This is a genomic window from Ignavibacteriales bacterium (assembly GCA_026390795.1).
Taxonomy (GTDB): domain Bacteria; phylum Bacteroidota; class Ignavibacteria; order Ignavibacteriales; family Melioribacteraceae; genus Fen-1258.
This window is the reverse complement of record JAPLFG010000003.1, coordinates 1650953-1675280: the sequence shown is the minus strand read 5'-3', so window position 1 is coordinate 1675280 and position 24328 is coordinate 1650953. Positions and strand designations below refer to the sequence as shown.

Sequence of the window (24328 nt, the reverse complement as noted above, 5' to 3'; positions counted from 1 at the left end):
ATTTTGATAATTATTCGTAGGAGACGTTTAAATGAAAGCAATTTCCATTTTTATTGTTTTATTTTTCTCGACAACGCTTACGGCACAAGAAATAAATTTTTACGGAGAAGCTCAACAGGGCGGAATTATTGTAGGTGTCGGAAAAGATATTACAAGCGCTCAGTTGAACGGTGTGAATTTACAGATTGATAAATCCGGTGCGTTTGTGTTTGGATTTGACCGTGACGCAAAAGGTCTATTCAAAGTAAAAATACGCTTCAAAAACACAAAAGTAAAAACATTGGAGTATACTCTTGAACCGCGTAAGTATGAAGAACAGAGTTTAACAATCGCGAAAAAATATGTAACCCCGCCCAAGAGAGAGTTGAAAAAAATTCAACGCGAAAGTAAATTAATGAAAGCTGCGCGTGCGAAAGTAGGCAAAGTGAAAAACGCGTTGTTCATGTCCGGCTTTGCATATCCGGTTGACAGCGTTGATATAAGAAGCGTATTTGGAAGTCAAAGAATTCTCAATGGCAAAAAGGCAAATATTCATAACGGTCTCGATTTTTCCGCTGAAGTGGGAGATTCTATTAGGGCAATTAGCGATGGTGTTGTACGAATCGCCGGAGACAATTTTTACTATAACGGCAATTTCATTCTTCTCGATCACGGACAAGGATTAACAAGCGTTTATCTTCACATGAGTAAACTTCTTGCGAAAAATAGTCAGAAGATAAAAAAGGGTGAAGTTATTGGTCTGGCGGGCTCAACAGGTCGTGCAACCGGACCGCATCTACACCTTGGTGTTCAATGGTATAAAAAAAGAATCGATCCGATGAGTTTGTTTAATTTGGTTCTACCTTCACAGAAGAAAATTTAAATTCGGGAGGACAACGCAGCCAAGTTTTTCTAATTTATCTTTACTCTGGTGTCCGTTCGCAATTAAAACACAGTCGGCACCGATCTCCATAGCCACTTCATAATCATGTTCAGTATCGCCAATTAGAAGAGTCTCCCCCTTCCCGTTACCCAATCTTTTCATCAAATCTTTGCCCAGATGAAGTTTACTTGCTGCGTAAATATTATCGAGACCGACAACATGCGTAAAATATTTTTTTAAACCATGATGCTCGACCATCTCATCGAGTGTATGTTGTGAATATGCAGAAAGTATTGATTGACCGATGCCAAGCTGATTGATTTTATTTAGAATATCAATAACTCTATCATAAAGACCGCATTCAAATTTTCTTTTCTCGTATCCGTCCATCCACTCTTTACCAACAACCTCAAACGATTCTTTAGAAAAATCAAAGCCAAGTTCGGCATAATAATTTTTTACAGGAATTGTAAAAATCTCGCGGTATTCTTCAATATTCAGCTGTTTTAGTCCGCGGGCAGACAAGAGCTGGTTAATTAGATCCATGCTGAGACTTACGTCATTTATTATAGTGCCGTTCCAGTCCCAGATAATATGTTTATAGTTTTCAATTTTCATGCGGCAAATTTAGGAAAAATCTTTCTTGTTTCCTTTTAGCTCAATACCTAATTTTAATCAAAACCAATCTTTGTTAAAGAGGAAAAAAGATGAGACAATTTAATCGCAGCATTTTATATGTTTTTATAACTGGATTATTTCTTTTCAATATATCCTCCTTTGCCCAGCAGAAAGAGGGGAAGATCAAAAAAGAAATGATTCCAAATGCGGAAAAAATAATCGGACTTGAGTTCACAGATACCGAGCGTGATTCAATGCAAGACGCACTCAACGATCAGTTGGGCAATTACGAGAACATCCGCAAAATTCATATTGCCAACAGCATTCCTCCGGCAATATTATTTAATCCGATTCCGGCCGGGTTCAAGTTCGATCAGAAACAAAAACTGCTGAAGTTTAGCGATTACTCATACGTAAAGATGCCTAAGAATATTGAGGAGATAACTTTTTATTCGATCGGCGAGCTCGCGCAATTAATCAAAACAAAAAAAATCACTTCGACACAATTGACAAAATTTTATCTAGAAAGATTAAAAAAATACGGACCGAAACTTCATTCCGTAATAACTCTAACCGAAGAACGGGCGCTCCGTCAAGCAGAAAAAGCCGATCAAGAAATTTCTAAAGGAAAATACCGCGGTATGCTTCATGGAATTCCTTTCGGTGTTAAAGATTTACTTAACTCAAAAGATTATAATACAACATGGGGCGCAGCACCGTATAAAGATCAATTGAACAATGAAGACGCGACAGTAATAAAAAAATTGGAGGATGCCGGAGCTGTTTTATGCGCCAAACTTTCAATGGGCGAACTTGCAATGGATGATGTTTGGTTCGGCGGAATGACACGCAATCCGTGGGATACAACAAAAGGATCGAGCGGATCTTCGGCAGGTTCGGCTTCTTCCGTTTCGGCGGGACTTCTTCCGTTTGCAATCGGCACCGAAACATGGGGTTCAATTGTTTCTCCATCAACCGTTTGCGGAGTTACGGGTTTGCGACCGACTTACGGAAGAGTCAGCAGAACAGGCGCAATGGCTTTAAGCTGGTCGATGGATAAAATCGGACCTATCTGCCGAAACGCAGAAGATCTTGCAATTGTTTTTAATGCAATTTACGGCAAGGATGGAATTGATCAGACTTTATATGATGCGCCGTTCAACTATCAGCCGAAGCTTGATTTTAAAAAATTGAAAATCGGTTTCTTGAAAAATGATTTTGCAAAAAAATACCGGTTCCATCAGAATGATTCACTCGTCTTGAAAAAACTTGCGGAACTGGGAGCGCAGCTTATCCCTATTGAACTTCCGGAGATTGCGACAAACGATATAGCAATAATTTTAACTGCGGAAGCCGGTGCCGCATTCGATGAACTGACACGAACTAATAAAGATGACATGCTCGCCCGTCAATTTAAAGGAGCGTGGCCTAATATTTTTCGCGCTTCACGCTTCATTCCCGCAGTAGAATACATTAACGCAAATAGAATTCGTTACATGCTCATTCAGGAAATGCAAAAAATGATGAAGAAAGTTGATCTCTATATTGCTCCTTCCTGGGAAGGAAATAATTTGCTGCTAACTAATCTGACAGGCAATCCTTGTGTAGTTGTTCCAACCGGATTTACCGACAAAGGAATATTAACCAGCATTACATTTATGGGAAGACTTTTTGATGAAGGTAAAATAATCGCATTCGCAAAAATGTTTCAAGACGCAACGGATTTTCATAAGAAACATCCTAAGATGGATTAAAAAATAATTTCAATTTTTTTGAGTTGTTTTTAACGTTTCGTCAAATTAGAGCGGAAGGATTAATTAGATCCTCCCGCTCTTTTAGTTTTATTCACACTTAGCCGAAATTTCATTAAATTTCTGGTGGAAATTTCCTCTCCTCCATTTATAACTTACCCGGAGGTGTAAAATGAAAGTCCTTGGTACTTACGAAAAAGCCCGCATCTACATTGACAGACACTATCAAGAAACAAGTGAAGCTAAAATTCACAAACGCAAGCTGAATCCCGGTCCGGTTATTACAATTTCCCGGGAAACCGGAATTGGCGCGGTGGTTATTTGCGAAAAACTGACAGAGTATTTTAATAGGTACGCGATTGATGATTACAACGACTGGACATTATTTGACCGCGCTCTTATCGAAAAAATTATGGAAGATCATCATCTTCCCGATCATTTCAGAAAATTTTTAGTTGAGGAAAAGCCGTCAAAGGTTGATTCATGGTTCGGAGAAATTCTCGGAATCTCTCCTTCAAAAATTTATCTGCTGCATAAAACCACACATACAATAATGAAGCTTGCAGAATTCGGTAATGCAATTATTGTCGGAAGAGCTGCAAATATCATTTTATCAAAAAAGGCGAACGCTTTTCATCTCCGGCTGGTTGCGCCGTTAAATTTCAGAATTGAAAACGCAATGCGGCTCTACAATGTTGATCACAAAGCAGCGAGCGAGTTTATTAAACGGGAAGACGAAGAGAGAAAAAATTATCATTGGAAATATTTCCATAAAGATATCGACGATCCTCTTCTCTACCATTCTGTTATAAACACTAATCTTCTGGAATCCGAAGATATTGCCGAGATGATTGGGCATTGTGTAATTAAAAAATTTCCGCAATTTTTTAAAGAATCCGTTAAAGAAGAAGTAAATGAGTGATTGAACGATAATGAGCGGGTTATCGTATTATTATTTTTTAATGGTTGTTCTTTTGCAGATTGCGAACATAAATCTCTTTCACAAAAATATGAATGAGGTTAAAATGGATTTTAAATTGTTCAGTCCTTCATTCAAGGATGGAGAGTTAATCCCCCCTAAATATACATGCGACGGTGCGAATATTTCTCCTCCGCTTTCATGGACAACCCCGCCTGAAAAAACCAAATCATTCGCTATCATAGTCGACGATCCCGACGCACCAGTTGGCGCTTGGGTTCATTGGATTCTTTTTAATATTCCCTCAGATGCAAGGGAGTTGATAGAAGAATCTTCCTCAAAACATAATCTACCTAAAGGCACGATTGAAGGAACAAATGATTTCCGCAAAAACAACTATGGCGGTCCGTGCCCTCCCTCCGGTACACACAGATACTTTTTCAAACTGTATGCCCTTGATCTTTTGCTTCCATTAAAAGAAAGTACAACCAAAAAACAATTGCTCGATGCTATGAAAGGGCATATTTTAGCCGAAGCAATTTTGATTGGAAAGTATAATCGGCAGAGATAAAATCTGACGATGAAGAATAAGATTAAGAACAAGATCATGAGCAGGAAGCGATACTTCTGCGGTTGATCTTAACTGCTATTTCTCAGAACATTCATCCGGAGCAAAAACATGAAATCAAAAAAACTTCTTTTCTATTCGTTTCTTTTACTCTTTGGATTCATCTTCACAAATTCCCCGGCACAGCAAGATAAAATTAAGAGGATTGATTCATTAATAACTAAGGCAATGACAGATTGGAAGATGCCAGGCTTTTCAGTTGCCATAGTAAAAAACGATTCGGTGATCTTTGCAAAAGGATACGGCGTTAAAGACATTGCAAAAAATGAACCTGTCGACGAGAACACTCTTTTTGTAATTGCATCTTGCAGCAAAGCATTCACAACGGCATCGCTTGCAACTTTGGTCGATGAAGGAAAATTAAAGTGGGATGACCCTGTGACAAAATACCTTCCGGATTTTCAAATGTACGATCCCTGGGTTACTAAGGAGATGGTGGTTCGAGATCTCATTACACATAGAAGCGGTCTTGCAACATTCAGCGGTGATTTTCTCTGGTTAAGTTCAATATATGACCGCAAAGAGGTTATCCGCCGTGCACGGTTTTTAAAACCAACATCAAGTTTCCGTAGCCGGTACGGATATCAAAACATTATGTTCATAACTGCGGCAGAAATTATCAAATCTGTAACTGATACCGCGTGGGCCGATTACGTTCGTGCCCATATATTAAATCCGCTGGGAATGAATCATACAAATACCAGTTATGCTTTGTTCAATAATGACGGCAATGCCGCAAAAGCTCATTATGAAAAAGACGGCTCGATGAAAATTTACAGCGACGTTCAGCAAGATAACGCACACGGCGCCCTCGGTCTGAATTCGAGCGCGATTGAAATGGCACAATGGATCCGGCTGCAATTAGGCAAAGGAACTTACAACAAACAAAAGATTTTCAGTGAACGTCAATCAATGGAAATGTGGTCTAACCAGACTGCAGTTGGAAGTGGAAATTACGGATTAGGGTGGGGAATAAATTATAGGAACGGCAAAAAAACTTTGAGCCACGGCGGAGGAATGCCGGGAATGGTCTCTCAGGTAACACTTGTACCAGAAGATAATTTTGGATTTGTACTGCTAAGCAATTTAGAAGTCGGGATGGTCGGCGCGGTTAGTAATTATATTTTAGATGTGATATCAAACGTTGAACCGAAAGATTATGAAAAAATGTCGCTTGACGGTTATGCAAGGCGCAAAGCTGCATTTGAGAAAGAGATTAACCGCCGTGAAGAGATTCGGGTAAAGGATTCCAAACCTTCTCTGCCATTAGAAAAATATTGCGGTACTTACGAAGATAAAATGTACGGCGATGCAACTGTTTCCATGAAAGACGGTAAATTATTTTTACAATTCGTTCCAACACCCACTTTCCGCGGAGAATTGAAACACTATCAATATGATATGTTCCAGATCGATTGGGAAGACGAATTTTTAACACGCGGCTACGTCAAATTCGATATGAACTTCAAAGGTGAGGCAAAGCAAATGACGTTTGAAGTACCAAACTCACCCGATTTTATTTTTACGGAATTGTTGTTTGAAAAAAAATAAATGTAATACATCAAATATTGCAAATCTTGGGGCGTATTTTTTACCGGGGTAAATGCAGAACTCTTTTGATAACAGACCGTCTCAATGGACAGTCATTTTAAATGAAAGGAACGGTTATAATGAAAAGTATATTTCGTCTCTCTGCATTTGTTCTTGTTATCCTTATTACACAATTCTATTCAGTTTTTGCACAGCAAAAATTCTTCATCAATCTAAACGACAGGGCTGACGATCTTTTCAAAGTAACATTGCTACCTGAAAAACTTTCGGAACAGAATAAAATTTATCAATTTGCGTCTACCGCACCCGGAACCTACCAGACAATGGATGTGGGAAGATATGTCCGTTCATTCAAAGCTTTTGATTCGAGCGGAGCGGAGCTCGGTGCTAAGCAAATTTCAACAAATCAGTGGGAATTAGAAGAGCCGTTAAAAACTGCAAAAGTAATCTACACTGTTGCAGATACTTGGGATCATCCGGTAAAAGAAAATTCGATTTATCCTATGTGCGGAACTACTATTGAAAAAGACAATGTATTAATCAATGGTCAATGCGTATTCGGATATTTTCACGGGATGCAAAGAACTCCGATAAAGATAAAATTAGAATATCCTAATGAATGGCTTGTTGGTACTGCAATGAATAAAGATAATGATGGCTTCTATAACGCTACCGATTATGATTACGTTGTTGATTCTCCTATCCTTCTCGGCAATCTAACAAAGACATCTACTAAAATTGAGAACACAACCGTTGATGTTTTTACATATTCAAAAACCGGGAAAATAAATTCCGATCAGATTTTACTTTTGTTAGAAGATCTGCTGAGCGCAACAAGCCAGTTTACAGATGGTTTGCCGGTTAACAAGTATACATTCCTTTTCCATTTTGAAAATTTTTCCGCCGGTGCATGGGAACACAATTTCAGTTCGGAATATATTTTTACAGAAAATGCGCTTGAAGGAAATTTTGCAAAAGAGATCCGTTCTACAGCCGCGCATGAATTTTATCATGTAATTACACCGCTCAATATTCACAGCGAACTTGTTGGCAATTTCAATTTTGAAAAGCCGACGATGTCCCAACACATTTGGCTATATGAAGGTGTTACAGAGTGGGCTGCCGATATTATTCAGTTGAGAGATTACCTAATGTCGTTGAACGAATATTTAGGTGAGATGACTCAAAAACTTTTGCAAAATGATAATTATGATCCCAATATTTCGCTTGTGGATTTGTCGCTCCATTCAACAGAACGCCAGGACCAGTATCCAAACATTTACATGAAAGGTGCTCTTGTAGGAACTCTATTGGATATACGAATTCTTGACCTTTCTCACGGAACAAAGGGATTACGAGAAGTTCTAAATCAACTTTACAAAGATTACGGAATGAATAAAGCATTCAGCGAAAAAGAATTTTTCACTGAATTTGTAAATAGAACTTATCCTGAAATTGCAGATTTTATTAATAAATACATTAAGGGGGCAGAGAAACTTCCGGTTGCAGAATACTTTGGCAAACTTGGAATTGAATACACTGAAATTGCCGGTGTGGATAGTTCAAAAATTTCTTTGGGTTTTGGAATAAGCGTGAAGGATAACAAGTTCATTATAACAAAAGTTGATAATCAAACAAGTGACGGAGTTGCGCCCGGCGATTTTATAGCTAAATTAAACGGCGAAGAAGTTACTCTTCAAAATGCTCAAACGAAATTCAGTTTTATGAGTAAGATGAAAGTTGGCGATACATTTGTGCTTACTGTTGATAGAAGCGGCAAACAACTTGATGTAAAAGTTGCTATGCAGCCAAGAGCATTGAAACACCAATTCAAAGTTTTGGAAGATGCTACCGACGAGCAGCTTTCGCTTCGGAGTGCTTGGATGAAAAATTTATAGTATTAGTTAACAAGCTATATTGATCTATAAAATTGATAAATCATTATTAGAAAGGAATAAACGTTTACCCCTTTCCTTATCGTTATTTTTCAATTAGATTTACTACAGACAAACAACCGCTAAGGTGATTATATGATCAAAAAGATCTGCTTCACAATATTATCTGCGGTTATATTTTTATTTACAACTCTTTCATGTTCATCATCGGCGCTATACGACAGCATTTATCCTACATTACGCGACGGTCAATACGATAGTGAATTTCCTTACAAAAATTCTTCCAAACAGCTTGAAGAAATCAGCGGTTCAATCCGGCTTGTCAACAGCATAGCGTTTTATACAAGCTATGTATTCAATGAGACAAGTAAATTTAGAGCGAGTGATGTAGGTCAAATAAATTTTAGTAAGGCGGCAATTGAACAGATTAATTTTAACCGAACGGCATCCGGAACCTCAACCGTAATTTTCGAAGATCAAGGAACAGTTGCGTTATTATCAGTCGCTCACATTATTTCCTTCCCGGATACCATTATTTCTCATTTTATAAATCCCGACGGATCATTTTCGCAATTCATACAAAGTGTTTCAATCAAAACAAAACAAACTATTTACATTCCAGACTTTCCTGATAACGGGGAAGTTGACATTATTCTAATCGACAAGGTTAAAGATGTTGCATTACTTGGAAGGCATTTTTCATTCGATAAAACAATTTCGATGCCGGTTTTTAAATATCCATGGGGAAAATCGAGTGAACTCGAATGGGGAAGTTTTGTTTATGTTTTCGGTTTTCCAATGAATTACAAAATGATTTCGAAAGCTATCGTCAGCAGTCCGGGAAAAGAAAATCATACGTTTTTAATAGACGCAGTCTTCAACCGTGGCTACAGCGGTGGAATTGTTCTCGCAATTCGAGATGGCGTTCCTAATTTTGAACTTGTCGGTTTAGTCCGTTCAGTTCCCTCCGAATATCAGTATACAATCCGCCCGTTGGCGAAGGAACAAGATTTTGATTTTAATCCAATGCTGCCGTTCAAAGGAGATGTTTATGTTGATCGGGAACAAGTATTGCGGACTGGAATTACAAAAGTAATAGGGATAGAAATTGTAAAAGATTTTATAGTGGCTCATAAAGAAGAATTAATTGAGAAAGGATATCTTTTAAAAGATCTGTTTAATGTGCCGGATAAACTGAAGCTTAAAATCAATAATTAGAAATAAAATACTACCAACTACTTCATCACCTCTTTCACTTCTCCCTTAACAACTTTTTCTAAAACATCGGCAAAAAGATCCATTTCGGAAACAAGAGTATAAACATTTGGCGTAACTCGTATTCCATTATACTCCTCAAATACAATTGCTACAGTAAAGATTCTATGGCTATTGAACAGATAGCTTGTAAGTTTCCCAACATCAACGCCTTCAATAGTAAAATTTACAATACCCGCCCAATTGGATTCATCATCAATATTAAGCATGAACTTTACATTATCATATTTTTGGAGTCGTTTAATCCAGCGCTTATGAAGATACCTAAGCCGTTCTGCTTTCCTTTCTATTCCGATAATCTCATTAAATGCCAGCGCCTCTGCAATTGCATTATGATTTGCAGCCGGATGGGTTCCAATTTCTTCAAACTTACGAATATTTTCATCCATCTCTTTTGGTGCTGCCATTAGCGGCCAAACTTCTTTGATGAGATTTTTTTTTACATATAACATCCCGGTCCCGACCGGCGCATAAGTCCATTTATGAAGAGATGTACCAAAGAAATCACATTCAAGATCGGAAAGTTTATACGGAAAATGATTGAATGAATGAGCGCCGTCAACAATTACTCGAATTCCCTTTTCATGTGCTATGCGGCATACATCGCGCACCGGAAGAATTTGACCGGTAAGAAAACAAACGTGACTGATTAAAATAATTTTTGTGCTTGATGTGATTCCATTTGCGAGCGCGTTAACGTAATCATTTTTATCTACTAGCGGTACCGGATATTTGACTTTTGTAACTTTTACACCAAACCTGCGTTCCAATTGGTTAAATGTTGTGAGCATACGGGGATAATCTTGAGTTGTAGTCAAAATTTCATCGCCTGGTTTGTAATTTAATCCTTGTTGAATATTTTGAAGCGACTCGCTGGCGTTTCGTGTTATCGCAATCTCTTCAATATCGCAACCGAAGACGAGTGAAAGTTTTTCGCGCACAGTTTCAATTTTAGGTTCAACATGCTGCCACATAAAATATGACGGCGCTTGATTTGAATAATCAAGATTGCGTTTCATAGCGTTCATTACATCTGTGGGTGAAGGTGATACGCCGCCGTTATTCAAATTGATAAGTGTGCGGTCAACATCAAAAGCAGATTGAATTCCAGCCCAGAAATTTTCATCCCCCGCAGCTGCGGATGAGCTTAATGACTTATCTAAATTTCCGACGGCTTGCGTTACTCTTGCCAGTGCATCTGTTTTCATAATAATAAAAGCACCGCCTGTTGAAACGATAAATCGATTTAAGAATTGACGACGTGAATACATAATTATTCCCGTTCTAATTTAGCTGCAATTTTTGCATTTCAATGGTCAAAAGCAACGAGAAACTTCCAAAGTAGAGTCTATCTTTTGTTGATAAATTTGGTTAGATAATCACATCTATCTTTCATAAATTTTACATAAACTAAATAATGGGATTGGTAATTTTGAGAGGTGAATGGCAAATTAGTCCTAAAAAAATCTGCGAATCAAAATGAAAAAATTTGTTAACATAGAGATGCAAAGCAAGAAACGAATTGCCCTGGTTGCTCACGACAACAAGAAACAAGATTTAATAGAGTGGGCAAAATATAACCGTGGAAATCTTGGCGATCATGAAATTTATGCAACTGGCACCACCGGCAAAATGCTCGAAAAAGATTTGGGATTAAAAGTAAATAAACTCAAGAGCGGTCCGCTTGGCGGAGATCAGCAAGTCGGTGCAAAAATTTCTGAAAATGAAATTGATATATTAATTTTCTTCTGGGATCCGCTGGAACCGCAGCCGCACGATCCGGATGTAAAAGCATTATTGCGCATTGCCGTTGTATGGAATATTCCAATAGCATGTAACCGTGCATCTGCCGATTTTATTTTTTCATCTCACCTTATGAAAGAAGAATATCTGCGCATTATTTTAGATTATAATGATTATCAAAACAGAGACATATCAAAAGGAGAATTATGAAACGGCCGAACAAAGACGAGTACGCGGCATATTATCATACTTACGTTGATAAAGTGCCCGAAGGAGAAGTCATTAAAATATTGAAGAAGCAAACCGGTTCAATTCAAAAAATTTTAAAGAATGTTTCTAAGAAAAAATCTCTCTTCCGCTACGAACCGGATAAATGGAGCGTGAGAGAACTGGTAGGACACATAATTGATACAGAGCGGGTGTTTGCATACAGGACTTTACGATTTGCGAGAAACGATAAAAACGATCTTCCAGGGTTTGATGAAAACGAGTATATACGGCAATCAAACTATAACGATGTCAAACTGAAAGAATTAGTCGAAGAATTCTGCGCACTTCGTAAATCAAACATTCTTATGTTTAAAAAATTTTCGGATGAGGTTGGACTAAGAAAAGGAACGGCAAATGGAAATTCGTTTACAGTCCGTGCCATGGCATACATTATGGCAGGCCACGTAAATCATCATATGCACGTTTTGAAAGAACGATATCTGAAATAAAATGTCTCTATTGGTTCTGGCTTACCCTCATCTCGAAAAAAAGGATTATGATTGGATCCAATCCTTTAGATCTAATTATGATGAAAGATATTACAATCTGGTTGAACCTCATTTCACTCTAGTTTTTCCGACTTTAGATATACCAGAAAAACAATTTATTTCTCACATTGCTAAGACTGCAAAGAAATTCAAAGAGTTTTATTTTGTTTTGCGATGTGCACAGATCGTTAAAGATTCATTCAGCGATTACACCGATTTATTTCTCATTCCGGAAGAGGGATACAGAATATTTGTTAAATTTCATGATGCATTGTACACGGGAATTCTTGAAAAAGAGCTGCGCCTTGATATTGCATTTATACCTCATATTGGAATTGCCAACAATGTTGATGCGGGCAAGTGTAAAAAGTTAGCAGATGAAATTAATGCCACGAATCCTGAAATTTTTGGCTCGATAAACAAACTTCATGTAATTTCTTTTGATAACAGCAGAATTAAAACTCTAAAGGAAATAATTCTTTAAAAAACAAAACCCCGCATAAACGGGGTTTTAGATTAAATCTTATTTTAAAATCTATCTTGTTAAAAGATAATCTGCAATCTTACCAAGTTCTTTAACATCAATATTCCCATAGGAAGGCATCATCACATTTTTATATTTAGCCCGGTAATCATCAAATCGTATATCACGGCTATATGACTGTGGATTACGCAAGTAATTGATTAATGCGTCACGGGTCCAGAACTGTTTAAGATTTACTAGTTCGGGGGCTAGCTGGGTTCCTTTAAGATTCTCGCCATGGCAAGAAATGCAGCCGATCTGTTTAATCATCGTTAATCCGTCAACATTTCCGGAGGATTGGGTTGGCTGTTCACCCATCTGCTGGGGAATTTGCATTTCTTCTTTACGGGTGAATCTCCCTAGCAGAAATAGAACAAGGAATAAACCAAGAAAAGAAGCAACCCATTTTTGAGCATTAGTCATTTAAAAACCTTTCTATTAAAATTTTGTGGTGTAAAGTTAGCGCCATGATAACTGAATAACAAATTATATGGCCGAAAAGCTAATTTCCAAATTCTTTTTCGTAATTCTCTTTATATTTTTTTACTGAGCCGAAAATTGCCTGTGCAATTTCCGCTTGCCCTTCAGCGCTCGCCAGGAAAGCTTCGTCTTTTCGGTTAGATAGAAATCCCGTCTCTATTAAAACTCCCGGCATTGATGCCCCGACCAACACATAAAAACCGGCTTGTTTTATTCCAAGCGAAGGTATTTTAACAACATGTTTCCATTCCTGGTTAAGAATATCCGAAAACGATTCTGAATACCGCATATATTGTGAATGTGCCATGCTGACTAAAATAAAATTTTCATCTGTAAGTTTTTGATAACGCTGGGGATTATCTTCATACTTGATAACACTATTTTCAAACTCTGCTATAGCAATCGCCTTTTGAGTCCTTCCTGGTCGCAATAGATATACTTCAAATCCGCGGTAACTTATGTCTTTCTGCTCAGTGGAATTACAGTGAATTGAAAGAAAAAGTTTGCCTTCGTTTTCATTTGCAATTTTTCCACGTTTATACAATTCAATGAACTCATCTTTGTTTCTTGTGTAAATAACACGAATGCCGGGAAGATTATTAGAAATTAATTTTCCAAGTTTAAGCGCAATGGCAAGATTCACATCTTTTTCTCTGACACCGGTAACTCCAATTGCACCCGGGTCTTTACCGCCGTGTCCCGCATCAATTACAACCGAATCAAAAACCCATTTTGATTTTGCATCATCAAGATTTGGAGACGCTTGCGTAAATAACTTGTTATGAATCGTAATTAGAATGTCGTTGCTTTCAACATCTTGGAATGCTTCGGTGGTTGAATATCCATCTTCAAGAGCAAACTCAAGTTGAATATTTTTTGATGATGCAACTGTTCGTTTTATTCTCTTAACTAGTCCGGCAGGTTTCACTTGATTTACAATATCCGGTGCAATGCTGACGCCTGAAAAGAAGACAAATAGATTTCCGTTTCCGATAGAATAACGGGGAATAGAAATCTTTCTGGCGGCTTTAAGTCGAATCAGAGTTCCATTTGATTTCTCTTCAACAGCAATGGAACTGATATCATATTTGCCGCCTTCATCTTTTCCGATTGTTCGTTCCGGCTCAGCCGGTTTATCTTCTTTGGCAATTGTTTCTTTTGGAAACACAAAATTTTCCGACGTAACGGATTCATCCGTTATCTTTAAATTCTTTGTGCGGTCATCAAATGAAATTCTCTTACCGTATGCAAGATTGAAATAGTCCAAACAAAATATCAGCGGAATGAAAATATCATCTTTTATAAGAATTGTAGAAATTGGAATTTGAAATATTTTCTGCGCACCGTCGGATTTTCGATTGAGAATAACAAATTGATTTCTTGCAGTGAACTTGAGAGTATAATCTTTAAACTTTATATCGATTTTTGCCACTTCGGAATTGTAAAATTGATTTGCCGATAACAGTGCTGCAATTTCTTTTGCAGAAGCAAAATCAATTCCACTCCGGGCAATGTATGAAAGCGTTTCTTCCCTTCCTTCAATTTGAACAGTGATTTTATATAAGCGTTGTGCGGTCGAGATCGAAAAGAATATAATAAAGAAGATAAAAACGAATTTGATTTTCATAACCGCTTACCCGATGAACGGAATTATAAAACCGCTTCGTTTTTTGTATGAGGAATATTCCTCGCCAAAATGTTTTTGCAAAAGTTTATCTTCTAAAACTGCCCGCATAATAAATAGTGGAAGTTCTATTAGAACAACAACCGGAACAACAATAAAACTTAATAATGCAAGTCCGGCACCTAGATCGCTGAGAAGTTGACTTATATATTGAGGGTGGCGTATGAATTTATAAATTCCGCTTGTAATTAATTTATGGTCTTTCATTATTACAACTTCCTGGGCATACGAGTTTTTCAAGGACTTATATGAAACCACTTGCAGCCATGAAAAGACAAAAAACATTATCAAACCGGCAATCCGTAAAGTGTAAAATTTAGTTTCATATTCTGCTGGCAAAGTTCCAATATCAAAAATTGAAAGAATAGTCAGAACTAAAACCAAAGCCGCAACATTCGGCGGAAATGCTTGGAGAAATGTGACAGGTCGCTCAATAACCTTTGTTATAGAAATTTTTAATCCTTTCCGTGCGCCGGAAAAGTTCGCGCTCATCGAAACAAGCAAATTTATTGCCACTAGTATATTAATTGCGTTCTGTGAATCCATATTTTAAATATTTCTTAATCTTTTGCTTAAATATACAACATTGGTAGAAATTTTGAGAATCCCGTCATATGCATTTGTACGAGTAACTTTTACAACCATGTAAGGAAAATTTATATTATGATTGAAAACACAGTCCAATTTTAAGCACGATATTTGATTAGTAATAGTCTTAGATTTTTCATATTTTTTTACAGAATCAAACTGGTGAAAAATGGGTACTGGTCAAATGTTACTTACGCTTGCCGCAATAATGCTATTAGGCACAGTGATATTGACCGTCAATACCGGTTTAATGCAGGTTAATACCACGATGAATAACAGCCGTGTTGATATAATGGCTATTTCATTGGGTAATTCGATTATGGAAGATGCTACAAGCCTTGCATTCGATGAAAGTACCTCTTCCGGTGCTATAACTACAACTACTCCTCTTACAGCTATTGCATCATTAGGAGTAGACGGAACTGAAAGCCGTAGTAATCCGGCAGGATTTGACGATTTTGACGACTATAATTGTTATAGAACAATTGCAAAAGTTGATGTAGTACCTGTTCCAGGTACAAATAGGTCTTTTACTTTTAACACATATTGCTCAGTTGATTATGTTGATCCAAATAACCCGGACAATGTTTCTGCTATTAAAACTTTTCACAAAAGAATTAAGTTGCGGGTATTCACTCCGGGAATGAGCGATACTATCAAAATTTCTACAGTTTACAGTTACTGGTATTTTAGGTGAGAAAAGAAAATGGGATTTAGTACACTTTTAGACATAATAGGTTCTGTATTAGGCGGTGGTTTTTTGCTCGTTATTCTTATGAGAATGAACGCGACGGCGATCCAAAATAATTATGAATATAGCGGTGAAAGAATAGTTCAGCAAAATCTTGTTGAAGTTGTAACTCTTATCGAAAACGACTTTCGCAAAATTGGTTATTGGAATTATCAACCGAATATTACAAATCCTATCCCGGATCCGGCAGTTGCAATTATTCAAGCCGATTCAACCAGTATAACTTTTTTAACCGATATCGTTACACCTAATAACCCTTACGGAGATGGAACTGTTGATAATATTAAATATTACGTGGGACCTACTTCTGATTTGCTGGCGACTCCAAATCCAAACGATAGAATGCTTTATAGAGTAATTAATAATAGTACGCCGGCTGGGTCTAATTTGGGTGTTACTCAATTCAAGTTAACTTATTTTGATGCATCCGGAGTTCAAATTACTAATATGCCGTCAACTCCTCCTTTTGGAATTAATACTATTCAGATTGATGTTGCTGTTGAAAATCCCGCGGCTTATGGAAATAATTATAGTACTGATAATAGAGCTATCTGGAGACAAGTACGATTAGCATCAAGAAATTTTACGCTAAGATGATGGAGTAATTTATGGGCGGTAAAGCAATTTTATTTTTAGTAATCGGGTTTAGTTTAATCTTTATGATTGCTGGAAAAAATTTCAACGACATGGGATTAGCAACCTACGACAACGTCTCAAATTACTATGTTCAGGCAAAAGCACATTACATTGCTAATAGCGGCGTTAATTTAGTTGTAAGCAGGTTATTCCAGGATGCAACCATTGGAGATCAGACATTTACATGGAATTTTGATGGAGGGACAATCTCTGCTGTACTTACAACTACAGACGCAGTTAGAAATATCAAACAGCTCCTTTCTACCGGCACATACGTTACCGCGTCTTTAACAGTAACCAATACTATCAAAATAATTCTTCAGCCTAGTTTGTTTTCTAAATTTGCTTACTTCTCCGATGCAGAAGCGCCATCAGGAACAACAATTTATTGGACTACCAAGGATACTGTTTGGGGACCTTTTCATACAAATGATAATCTTAATGTTCAAAATAATCCGGTGTTTTTTGGAAAAGTAACGATTGCAAAAAATGTAGTCAAAAATCCATCCAGCTCACAGCCTAAATTTTTGGGAGGGTTTCAAAAAGGGGTTCAGATTGCAATTCCACCGACCGGAGTTTCATCTGTTGCAACTTCGGCAACAACTGGAGGAGCTGTTATCTCCGGTCATAGTCTGGTTTATTTCGAATTTAGAGGCGATAGTGTCAGATACAAATTTAGCAGTAGCGGCGCTTATACTTATAAACTTGCATCTACATTCGCTCCAAACGGAGCAATAAATTTTGTGAACGCCGAAGTTCGTTTGAAAGGAACAGTTAAAGGGAGGTATACAATTTCGACATCCGGTTCGAGCGGAAATCAAGGGAGTGTTTTTCTTGATGATAATATTGTTTATAATACAAATCCGCGGACTAATCCAAGTTCAACAGATATGCTGGGAATTGTGGCCGAACAAGATGTAATGGTTACAAATAATACTGCAAACAATACTAATGGAATTACCATCAACGCTTCTATCTATTGTCAAAACGGTTCTTTCGGTGCAGAGGATTACGACAGCAGACCTAGTGCCGGATTTATTGATCTATTAGGCGGTATTACACAAAAGATTAGAGGAGCCGTCGGAACAATAAGTGGCAGTACAATAAATCATGGATTCAGCAAACGGTATCGTTACGATGACAGGCTTCTTACTTCTTACCCGCCTGCGTATCCTGGCTGCGGTTCATTTGAAATTATATCTTGGTTCGAATAATTTATTTTTTCAACAAATTTTTTAATGCATCTTCTGCTTTTACAAAATTAAAGATGTAACCAAGTTCAATGGTTCTTTTCGGTATCACTTTCGCACCACCTAATAGAACTTCTGCAGCTTCTCCAAAAATTATTTTCAATACAAACGCCGGCACTTTGAATAAAGAGGGTCTATGCATTACACCGCCAAGTGTTTTGCAAAATTCGTTCATTCGCAATGGATTTGGAGAAACGGCATTTAGAACTCCGCGAACATTTTCATTATCGAGAGCAAATAAAAAGATCCCCGCGACATCATTAATGTGAATCCACGGAAACCATTGCCTACCGGATCCAAGAGGTCCGCCGATAAAAAATTTATACGGTGTGATCATCCTTGCCAGAGCACCTTCGTGTTTATCAAGTACAATTCCAATGCGGATATTCACTTTGCGAACTCTCAGTCTTTCAACTTCTTCCGTTTCCTTTTCCCAATCCCGGACAACATTAGCAAGAAAATCTTTGCCTGGATTTGATTTTTCCGTAACCGGCTCGTCAGAATTTCCATAATAACCAATAGCGGATGCAGATATAAAAACTTTTGGTTTATCCACCGTTTTCCCGATTGCTTCAATCAGAATTCGAGTTGAGTCGATGCGGCTATTATAAATATTTTTCTTGTGCTCATTGTTCCATCGCTTTGCCATTACACTTTCACCGGCAAGATGAATTACAGCATCCTTTCCTTCGAGTTTAACTTGCCAATCATCCCGTTCAAGATTCCATGCAACATATTCCGCAGCAATGGGAATAATCGTTTTGGCTTTATTAACAGAGCGGGTGAAAATTGTAACTTCATCTCCGCGCTGAATTAACTTAGCAGCAATACTTTTACCAATTAATCCAGTCGCGCCTGTCAATAGAACTTTTTTCATACTCTTCCTTTTAATCTTCTAAACAACTCAATTACAAAATAAGTTTTTGCGGTGAATGAAAATATGCTTCTTTTCTATCTTTTTTGAATGAAGTTTATGTTTTATCTTTGTCCAAGAAATGGAAAGCAAACAAAAGAAAGTTTTAATATTCGAATTTATTTGCACAACCACTCCGAGGTTCAATTGTACAAAAATGTTTTTTTTGCATTAATACTTTTCACTTTTTCTTCCCTAACTTTTTCACAGCAATTTATTCTTAAAGGGAAAGTAACAGATAAACCAACATCTTCACCGTTAAGTTTTGCAAGTTTACGAATAAGCGGAACAACTTCCGGAACTACTACAAACTTTGAGGGGAATTTTGAACTGCGTTTGAAACCTGGCAATTATAAATTGATTGCTTCCTTTATCGGCTACAAATCCGATACGATCGCAGTAATTCTAAACTCAAATAAAATTGTAAACTTCGCCCTCGAACCAATTCCAGTCCATCTTTCAGAGATCACTGTATTCCCTGGAGAAAACCCCGCACTCGAGATAATTCGTAGAGCAATCGAAGCAAAACACGAAAGGAATGCTAAACTGAATTCATATATTTTCGCGGCTTACACAAAAGGATTGGTTAAAACCACAAGAGATTTCTCTAGAACAAATAACAGCGTTGGATTTTCAATTGGCACTAAAGATACAGCAGATCTTAAGATCAGCGGAATTATAGAAAATGAAAGTAGAGGATATTTTAAAAAACCGAATCAATACAAAGATGAAATAATTGCGAGGAAACAAAGCGCAAACACACCTTCATCCGTAAACATCTTAACCGGAGGCAGGATAATTCAAAATTTTTATACGGACGACATTCAATTTATTGGCAGACCATTGCCCAGCCCCATCTCCGATGACGCATTAGATTATTACGATTACATTATAGAAGATACTTTGGCTTTGGATAAACAGAATGTTTTTCAAATTCATGTTGAACCGCTGAAAAAATCCGATCCGGGTTTTGTTGGTAAAATATTTATTGCGGATAATATCTACTCACTTGTAAAACTAGACGTCAATCTGAACAACGCTGCAAATCCGGGTAAAATATTCGACAGAATAAATATCATTCAACAGTTCGCGCCCTTTGAAGACAACATTTTCATGCCGATTGACTACCGCATTTTTGCAGAAGGTAATTTTCTTGGTATTGCAAAATTTGGATTTGAACTAAACACCATTTTTTACGATTATAAAATCAACGAGCCAATCAGTGATGATTTCTTCGGAATGGCAATAATAAAAGTTCTGTCCGATGCAGATAAAAAAGATTCCACTTATTGGAAATCAACGCAGACCATTCCCAATTCTATGGAAGAAATTAACGCATATAAAAGAATTGATAGTCTCGAAACCGTCCCAAAAACTTTTTGGGACCGGTTTTCATTTCTTTCTACCTCCGTCTATATAAATGATAATCTGTCGGTCACCGGACCCCTATCGATTTATTCATTTAATAAGGTTGAGGGGCACACTCTTAACTTCGGCGCGAATATATCTCAAGCAGATGATAAACGTCTCAATTCAAGCTTGGATTTTTCATACGGATTTTCAGATAAAATATTTAAAACAGATTTTTCTTCAACATATTATTTAGGCGAATACAGAACTCATTCCATTTCCATTACTGCATATGATAAGATCATTGACCTCTTCAAGGAATCAATAAGATTTAACAAACTTACTTCAACTCTCACAAATCTTTTAGGTAAGTACGATTTTAGAGATTACTACTATACAAAAGGATTTTCTGTAAAACTGTGGAGTGAAGTTTTTCCAATTCTACGTCTCAGCGCCGGATTTTTTAATAGAACCGATAATAACGCTTATAACAATTCCGACTTTTCTATTCTCAACACAGGCAAATCGTATGAGAAGAACCGGATGATTTATGAAACCAAGACAAATGCATTTACTACTGGATTTCAATTAGATTTCCGCAAATATATAGAAGACGGATATTTTAGAAGAAGAATGGGGCAACAAAACAAATTTAATTTTCTTCTTTCCGGAGACGCATTACTAAGCGACGCAAGCACACTTAAGAGCGGTCTTGATTTTCAACTGTACCGGTTTTCTCTTAACGGCTACTTACCAACATTTAAATCAGCCAGTATGAATTTTGTTTTGAACGGAGTCTATTCAGACGGACCTGTTCCTTTTCAAATGATGTATGCTTTGCCCGGCAACATTGAAAGTTCAAGTCAATCGTTTACACTGCGTACAATTAGAACCGGAGAAGTTTTTGGAGACCGTGTTTTGATTTTCTCTCTAGAGAACAATTTTAATGATGAGATATTCAGATTGTTCGGTTTAACATTTATCACTGATCTTCAATTAAATTTAAGCCTCCATTTCAACGCGGTTCTATCAACGATTTCTCCAAAAAGCAAGCAGATCTTCCCGGATCCGTTAAGCACTATTCCGCAATTCTTTACTGAATATAAAAGTCCGTTTTACGAAATTGGTTTTGGAATTGGTCATGCGCTGTTTCCGTTCCGCCTGGAATTTACATGGAAACTTAATTATCTAGGCAGAGAGAATTTCTCGTTTGGAATAAACACACCTATACTTTAATTATTTGAGACAAAAATGAAAACTGTTTTTTCAATCCTACTCATTTTATTTTTTTCTATAACACTCTATTGTCAAAAGATAAATGTTAACAAAATTGAACCGCCGAATTGGTGGGCCGGTATGAAATTGAACAAAATTCAATTAATGGTTTACGGTGAGAACCTTAAAGACGTTTCTGCAAAATTCAACGATGCTAGAGTGAAAGTTGTAAGAGTAAATAAAACTACAAATCCATCTTATGCCTTTATTGATATTGAAATTCCCGGCAACATTAAACCTGATAATTACCGTCTTACATTAACAAGAGGCACAGAAAAAACTGATGTAACATTTCCGATTCTCAAAAGGGAAAACCTCATAAATCGTTTTCAAGGTTTCTCGGGTAAAGATATTATTTATTTGATTATGCCGGATCGCTTTTGCAACGGCGATACTTCAAACGATTCAATCCCTGGATATTCAGATTATATGAATAAGATTCCGGGACAAAACCGTGCCGGCGGCGATATACAAGGAATGATTAACAAACTTGATTACATCAAAGACTTGGGAATCACGGCTATTTGGTCTACACCGCTTACCGAGAACAACACTTTCCGGTCTTACCACGGTTATGCAACAACCGATTTCTATAATGTCGATCCTCGGCTTGGTACGAATGCACTCTATAAGAAATTTGTTGATGAGGCGCATAAGCGTAATCTTAAAATTATTCTTGATCACGTTTCAAATCATTTCAGCGACGATCATCCGTGGCTGAAAAATCCGCCAACACCTAATTGGACAAACGGGACGAAAGAAAATCACCTTGATGCGGACCATAACAAAATGGTTTTTACAGATCCGCATGCAGACAGTTCAACAATAAAACATATTGAACGCGGCTGGTTTGTAAATTCAATGCCGGACATCAACCAGGAAAATCCATTTGTAGCTAATTATATAATTCAAAATACAATTTGGTGGATGGAGTATGCCGGTATCGACGCGATCCGGGAAGATACTTATCCTTACAACAATCAAAAATTTATGGCTCGCTGGGCCAAAACCGTAACGGATGAATATCCAACAACAAATATTGTCGGCGAGGTATGGAGCGGTACTCCGGCATTTTTAGCCGGATATCAAAAGAATACTTTTTTGCCGCGCGACTTTAACACCAACCTTCCGGCAATAACCGATTTCGGTTTGCGTGATGTTCTAATTAAATATTTAACCGGCGATAATAATCTTTACAAAATTTTTGAAGTTCTCTCGGAAGATTACTTATATAAAAACCCAAATAACTTAGTAACATTTGCAGATAATCACGATCTACCACGTGTAATGTACTTTGCAAAAGGCAATGTTGATAAAGCTAAGATCATCTATACACTTTTGTTGACCACACGAGGAATTCCGCAAATCTTTTACGGTTCCGAAATTGGAATTGTCGGAACCGACGATCATGGTAAAATACGCGAGCCGTTTCCCGGCGGATTCCCGAATGATAAACGCGATGCTTTCACGCAAGGTGGAAGAACCATGGAAGAAAATGATATTTTTAATTTTCTACGAAACTTGCTTCATATCAGAAATAATTATCCGGCACTTTCTACTGGAAAACTAACCCACTTTCCACCCGAGCATGATGTATATATTTATTTTAGAACGCTTGAAAAGGAAAAGATGATGGTTGTTGTGAACAACAATAAATCCAATAGTTACGCAGATCTGAAGATGATGAAAGATTTTATTTCCGAGAAATCTAAATTGATCAATGTAATAACTCAAAAAGAAGTTCAACTCGATTCTGATATGAAGCTCGCGATTGATGGCTCGCGAGCGGAAATTTTTAAGATCATCAATTAATAATGTTGTTCTTTACCGGAAGATATTCATAACGGAGAGGTATCAAAAAAGCGTTTAATGCTCTTCGCCATGAAACATTTTTTCTCCGGCTGTAATTTTCAATTGCAGATGATTTTGTTTAGGCGGTAATGGACAAGTAGCATATTTTGTGAAAGCACACGGCGGATTATATGCTTTATTGAAATCAATATATATTTTTCCGGTAGAATCCGCTTTATCAACATATAAAAATCTTCCCGCGCCATAAGTTTCGCCGCCGCTTGTTTCATCGGCAAAAATTACAAAGTATTGTTTCCCTTCATCTATTGGATCGAGTTTATATACAACTCCGTCTTTTTCAAATACAAGCGCTGCGGCAACTAGTGAAGTATCAACCATACCAAGAACATTCGGTACAGCAACTTTTTGGGGTGGATTATATGATTCCAATTTTGCTTCGAGCTTCCAGTCTGAATTTATCGGGTAAGTTTCAATTCCTTGAAAAGTTTTCAGTAGTTCACTTTCTAAATCTCGCAAGCGTACACCATATTTATCACCGCGTTTGATAATAAACCATCTTAAAGAACCAAGAGCTAAAACTGTTTCGCCCTGAGTATCATTTTTCAATTCAAGTTTTGCAACTCTTTCGCCGTTATTTTTTACTTCTACACCCTCATTCACTTTTAATGTCACAATTGAATCTTTAAGAAACAGAGAGCCAATAAAAGCGGGTGCTCTTCCTTTAGGGAAAATGACATCGTTTGTTTTGTCGGTTCCGAATTTGTTCTCCCCGGGTTTCAGCCAATAAAGACCGGCGAGATTTAACCACCCGTTTTCTTTCTTAAGATTACTTACCCGTTTTGCATGCCATTCATTTATTCCAGAAATATATTTGGCGCTTCCCTTTTCTTTAAGATCTGAGCTGCAGCTAATAAATATTGCCGCAAAAAGAATAAATAAAAAACTGATAAAGTATTTTTTCATATGACAATTCTTTCCAATTAATCGTTTATATAGTAAAACAAAGATTTGTAATTTGTCATTCATAAATTACATAAATACTAAAACAGTCACCTTAATTATATGG

22 protein-coding genes are annotated in these 24328 nt (G+C 37.2%); 15 read left to right on the top strand and 7 right to left on the bottom strand.

Annotated features, from left to right (window positions below):
- Positions 1–31 precede the first annotated feature (31 nt).
- Positions 32–862 (top strand): M23 family metallopeptidase, encoded by an 831-nt coding sequence (locus tag NTX65_10965; protein MCX6169853.1) that lies wholly within the window; start codon positions 32–34, stop codon positions 860–862.
- Here the strand turns inward: NTX65_10965 and NTX65_10960 are convergent.
- Positions 845–1480, bottom strand: coding sequence for an HAD family hydrolase (locus NTX65_10960; protein MCX6169852.1), 636 nt, complete (start codon positions 1478–1480; stop codon positions 845–847). The genes NTX65_10965 and NTX65_10960 overlap by 18 nt on opposite strands.
- Positions 1481–1569: 89 nt before the next feature.
- Between NTX65_10960 and NTX65_10955 the strand changes: the two genes are divergently transcribed.
- The 6 genes from NTX65_10955 to NTX65_10930 all read left to right on the top strand — a co-directional run bounded on the left by NTX65_10955 (position 1570) and on the right by NTX65_10930 (position 9442).
- Positions 1570–3234 (top strand): amidase, encoded by a 1665-nt coding sequence (locus tag NTX65_10955; protein ID MCX6169851.1) that lies wholly within the window; start codon positions 1570–1572, stop codon positions 3232–3234.
- Positions 3235–3403: 169 nt separating this feature from the next.
- Positions 3404–4153: a cytidylate kinase-like family protein gene (locus NTX65_10950; GenBank protein ID MCX6169850.1), complete on the top strand. Its 750-nt coding sequence runs from the start codon at positions 3404–3406 to the stop codon at positions 4151–4153.
- A gap of 103 nt (positions 4154–4256) precedes the next feature.
- Positions 4257–4721, top strand: a complete 465-nt coding sequence (locus tag NTX65_10945) for a YbhB/YbcL family Raf kinase inhibitor-like protein (GenBank protein ID MCX6169849.1) — start codon at positions 4257–4259, stop codon at positions 4719–4721.
- A gap of 108 nt (positions 4722–4829) precedes the next feature.
- Complete coding sequence (locus NTX65_10940) at positions 4830–6329, top strand: serine hydrolase (protein MCX6169848.1); 1500 nt, start codon at positions 4830–4832, stop codon at positions 6327–6329.
- A 119-nt stretch (positions 6330–6448) separates the two neighbouring features.
- Positions 6449–8227 (top strand): PDZ domain-containing protein, encoded by a 1779-nt coding sequence (locus tag NTX65_10935; GenBank protein MCX6169847.1) that lies wholly within the window; start codon positions 6449–6451, stop codon positions 8225–8227.
- Positions 8228–8359: 132 nt separating this feature from the next.
- Positions 8360–9442 (top strand): serine protease, encoded by a 1083-nt coding sequence (locus NTX65_10930; GenBank protein ID MCX6169846.1) that lies wholly within the window; start codon positions 8360–8362, stop codon positions 9440–9442.
- Between the two features lie 17 nt (positions 9443–9459).
- On the opposite strand, the gene NTX65_10925 is transcribed toward NTX65_10930, so the two are convergent.
- The gene (locus NTX65_10925; GenBank protein MCX6169845.1) at positions 9460–10770 is read right to left on the bottom strand and encodes an aminotransferase class V-fold PLP-dependent enzyme; all 1311 of its coding nucleotides are present in this window, start codon (positions 10768–10770) and stop codon (positions 9460–9462) included.
- Positions 10771–10978: 208 nt separating this feature from the next.
- Here NTX65_10925 and NTX65_10920 point away from each other — a divergent pair, with 208 nt between their 5' ends.
- From NTX65_10920 to NTX65_10910, 3 genes are read left to right on the top strand one after another with little or no spacing between them, the layout of a single operon-like run.
- Positions 10979–11452 (top strand): methylglyoxal synthase, encoded by a 474-nt coding sequence (locus tag NTX65_10920; GenBank protein ID MCX6169844.1) that lies wholly within the window; start codon positions 10979–10981, stop codon positions 11450–11452.
- The gene (locus NTX65_10915) at positions 11449–11961 is read left to right on the top strand and encodes a DinB family protein (protein ID MCX6169843.1); all 513 of its coding nucleotides are present in this window, start codon (positions 11449–11451) and stop codon (positions 11959–11961) included. The genes NTX65_10920 and NTX65_10915 overlap by 4 nt, the downstream gene beginning before the upstream one ends.
- Position 11962: 1 nt before the next feature.
- Complete coding sequence (locus NTX65_10910) at positions 11963–12484, top strand: 2'-5' RNA ligase family protein (protein ID MCX6169842.1); 522 nt, start codon at positions 11963–11965, stop codon at positions 12482–12484.
- Between the two features lie 51 nt (positions 12485–12535).
- Here NTX65_10910 and NTX65_10905 read toward each other — a convergent pair whose 3' ends face one another.
- The 3 genes from NTX65_10905 to NTX65_10895 form a co-directional block, all read right to left on the bottom strand.
- A complete protein-coding gene (locus NTX65_10905; GenBank protein MCX6169841.1) occupies positions 12536–12946 on the bottom strand; it encodes a cytochrome c in 411 nt (136 codons plus the stop codon).
- A 79-nt stretch (positions 12947–13025) separates the two neighbouring features.
- Entirely contained in the window at positions 13026–14630 is a 1605-nt protein-coding gene (locus NTX65_10900) for an N-acetylmuramoyl-L-alanine amidase (protein ID MCX6169840.1), read from the bottom strand.
- A gap of 6 nt (positions 14631–14636) precedes the next feature.
- The gene (locus NTX65_10895) at positions 14637–15233 is read right to left on the bottom strand and encodes an isoprenylcysteine carboxylmethyltransferase family protein (protein ID MCX6169839.1); all 597 of its coding nucleotides are present in this window, start codon (positions 15231–15233) and stop codon (positions 14637–14639) included.
- A gap of 211 nt (positions 15234–15444) precedes the next feature.
- Between NTX65_10895 and NTX65_10890 the strand changes: the two genes are divergently transcribed.
- From NTX65_10890 to NTX65_10880, 3 genes are read left to right on the top strand one after another with little or no spacing between them, the layout of a single operon-like run.
- Entirely contained in the window at positions 15445–15972 is a 528-nt protein-coding gene (locus NTX65_10890; GenBank protein MCX6169838.1) for a hypothetical protein, read from the top strand.
- 9 nt (positions 15973–15981) lie between these two features.
- Positions 15982–16623, top strand: coding sequence for a hypothetical protein (locus NTX65_10885; GenBank protein ID MCX6169837.1), 642 nt, complete (start codon positions 15982–15984; stop codon positions 16621–16623).
- A gap of 11 nt (positions 16624–16634) precedes the next feature.
- Entirely contained in the window at positions 16635–17876 is a 1242-nt protein-coding gene (locus NTX65_10880; GenBank protein MCX6169836.1) for a DUF4900 domain-containing protein, read from the top strand.
- Position 17877: 1 nt separating this feature from the next.
- Here NTX65_10880 and NTX65_10875 read toward each other — a convergent pair whose 3' ends face one another.
- Positions 17878–18789 (bottom strand): TIGR01777 family oxidoreductase, encoded by a 912-nt coding sequence (locus tag NTX65_10875; protein MCX6169835.1) that lies wholly within the window; start codon positions 18787–18789, stop codon positions 17878–17880.
- Positions 18790–18972: 183 nt separating this feature from the next.
- Here NTX65_10875 and NTX65_10870 point away from each other — a divergent pair, with 183 nt between their 5' ends.
- Together NTX65_10870 and NTX65_10865 are read left to right on the top strand one after the other, a co-directional pair.
- The gene (locus NTX65_10870; protein MCX6169834.1) at positions 18973–21411 is read left to right on the top strand and encodes a DUF5686 family protein; all 2439 of its coding nucleotides are present in this window, start codon (positions 18973–18975) and stop codon (positions 21409–21411) included.
- Between the two features lie 15 nt (positions 21412–21426).
- On the top strand, positions 21427–23262 hold the full coding sequence (locus NTX65_10865; GenBank protein MCX6169833.1) for an alpha-amylase family glycosyl hydrolase: 1836 nt from the start codon (positions 21427–21429) through the stop codon (positions 23260–23262).
- A 54-nt stretch (positions 23263–23316) separates the two neighbouring features.
- Here NTX65_10865 and NTX65_10860 read toward each other — a convergent pair whose 3' ends face one another.
- Entirely contained in the window at positions 23317–24225 is a 909-nt protein-coding gene (locus NTX65_10860; GenBank protein MCX6169832.1) for a DUF1684 domain-containing protein, read from the bottom strand.
- Positions 24226–24328: the final 103 nt, after the last annotated feature.